The 2,039-nt window shown below is 77.8% G+C and carries 3 protein-coding genes; all 3 read left to right on the top strand.

What is annotated here, in order from left to right:
- Positions 1 to 399: SDR family oxidoreductase (locus tag ABD323_RS40660; RefSeq protein WP_344447144.1), on the top strand; the 399-nt coding region annotated here is incomplete at its 5' end.
- Between the two features lie 130 nt (positions 400 to 529).
- Complete coding sequence (locus ABD323_RS40655; protein ID WP_344447143.1) at positions 530 to 1,264, top strand: GNAT family N-acetyltransferase; 735 nt, start codon at positions 530 to 532, stop codon at positions 1,262 to 1,264.
- 135 nt (positions 1,265 to 1,399) lie between these two features.
- Positions 1,400 to 2,039, top strand: a 640-nt coding sequence (locus ABD323_RS40650; RefSeq protein WP_344447141.1) for a thioredoxin family protein, incomplete at its 3' end; no start/stop codon positions are given.

Below are 2,039 nucleotides of genomic sequence, written 5' to 3'. Positions count from 1 at the left end.
GTGCGACATGTAGACGACGGTGCAGGCGTAGTCGTACCAGTGCGGGTGGCCGGGGTGCGCCGGTACCTGATGCTCTCCTCGATGGGCGCCGACGCCCGGGCCGGGGACGGCGCGGACCCGGTCTTCGGCGCCTACCTGCGCGCCAAGGGCGCGGCCGACGACGACCTGCGCGCCCGCGGTGACCTGGACTGGACGGTGCTGCGCCCGGGCCGGCTGACCGACGAACCGGGCTCCGGACGGGTCCGGATCGCCGACTCGACCGGACGCGGCGCCGTCCCACGGGCGGACGTGGCAGCCGTCCTCGCCGGCCTGCTGACCGAGCCGGCGCCCCTGGTGGGGCGCACGGTGGAGCTGGTGGCGGGCGAGCTGACGGTCCCCGAGGCCCTCACCGCGGCCTGACCGCCCCGCCCGGCCCCCGAGTGACCCCGCCCGGCCCCCGAGTGACCCCGCCCGGCCCGACCGGTCCGGCGGCGACCGCGAGCCGGAAAACCGGGGGAGCGGGCCGGGGGCGCCGTGCCACCATGCCCGCATGAGTGATGATCTTCTGGCCCGCGCCCAGCGGCTCTGGACCGTCCTGGCCGGCGTCCCGTCGACCGCCTACCCGGGCGCCCCCGTCACCGTCGAGGTGGCACCCGGGTCGGGTCTCTGCCCGCCCGGCTGGGCCGGGGTGGTCCGGCTGGGCGACACCGCGCTGCTGACCGCGCCCACCGAGGCCGTCGCCGAGCAACTGCGCCGCGCGGCCGCCGTGCTGACCGCCGCCGCGCTCGCCGACCCGCTGCGGCTGGGCGCGCTCGCACCGCCGCGCGAGGTCCTCGGCCCGGCCCGGCTCGGGTACCTCTCGGCGGAGCTGTTCCGCCCGGTGACCGGACCCGCGCGGGCGGTGGTCGCCCTGCCGGCCGGCCACCGGGCGATCCAGGAACTGCTGGCCCGCGCCGGCCAGGAGGACCGCGACGAGTGCGGCCTGGCCGACGTCACCTCGCCGGTCTTCACCGTGGTCGACGGCGAGCGGGCCGACGGCGCTCCGGTGGCGGTCGCGGCCTGCGGCTACCGCAGCTGGCCCGGTGGCGCGGCCCACCTCTGCGTCCTCACCGACCCGGCCCACCGCTCGCGTGGACTGGCCCGGCAGGTCGCCTCCGCCGCCGTGACGCACGCGCTCGAGGCCGGCCTGCTGCCCCAGTGGCGGGCCCGGCCGGCCGCGTCCCGGCGGGTGGCCCGGGCGCTGGGCTTCCGCGAGCTCGGGGAGCAGCTGAGCCTGCGCTACTGAGCCCGCGGCCGGTCCGCTCGGCCCGCGGCGTGGCCGGGACGGTGGCGGCGGGCCCGGGCGGCGTGCCGTGCGCCCGGTGACGCTATTCTCCTGCGAGTGATCACCGCGGGGTGTGATCGATCACAGGGGGAGCACATGCGTCACGTACGCCTGGTTCTGGCTGCCGTCGCGGCGGCCGTCGCACTCACCGCCGGCTGCGGGGCCGGCACGAGCGGAACGGCGAGGCTCTCCGCGACGGCGGACCCGGCGACCTCGGCGCCGCCGGTCGCCACGGCACCGACCGCGTCGCCGACCACGGCACCGTCCCCGACCACGCCGCTCGCCACCGCGACCCCGGCGAGCGCTGCGCCCACGGCGGCCGGTGAGCCGGTGCCCGCGGGCTACGACGCGACCCGGGACGCGAAGGCCGACATCAAGGCGGCGCTGACCACCGCGGCGACGGACCACCGCGAGGTCCTGCTGGACTTCGGCGCCAACTGGTGCCCCGACTGCAGGGCGCTGGACCAGGTCTTCGGTGGCCCGGGTGTCGCGCCGGTGCTTCAGCGCAACTACCTCGTGGTCCCCGTCGACGTGGGCCAGTTCGACCACAACCTCGAACTCGCGGCCGACTACGTCGACCTGCGGAACAGCGGGATCCCCGCGCTGGTGGTCCTGAAGGCGGACGGCACCGTGCGCACCGCCACCGACGACGGCTCGTTCTCCAACGCCCGGACCATGGACGCCGACCAGGTGGACGCGTTCCTGAACCGCTGGGCGCCGGGCGCCGGCCGGTGGC

This window comes from Kitasatospora nipponensis, from assembly GCF_039528135.1.
Lineage (GTDB): Bacteria > Actinomycetota > Actinomycetes > Streptomycetales > Streptomycetaceae > Kitasatospora > Kitasatospora nipponensis.
Note: the sequence above shows the minus strand (reverse complement) of the source record. Positions and strands in the feature narration are given on the sequence as shown.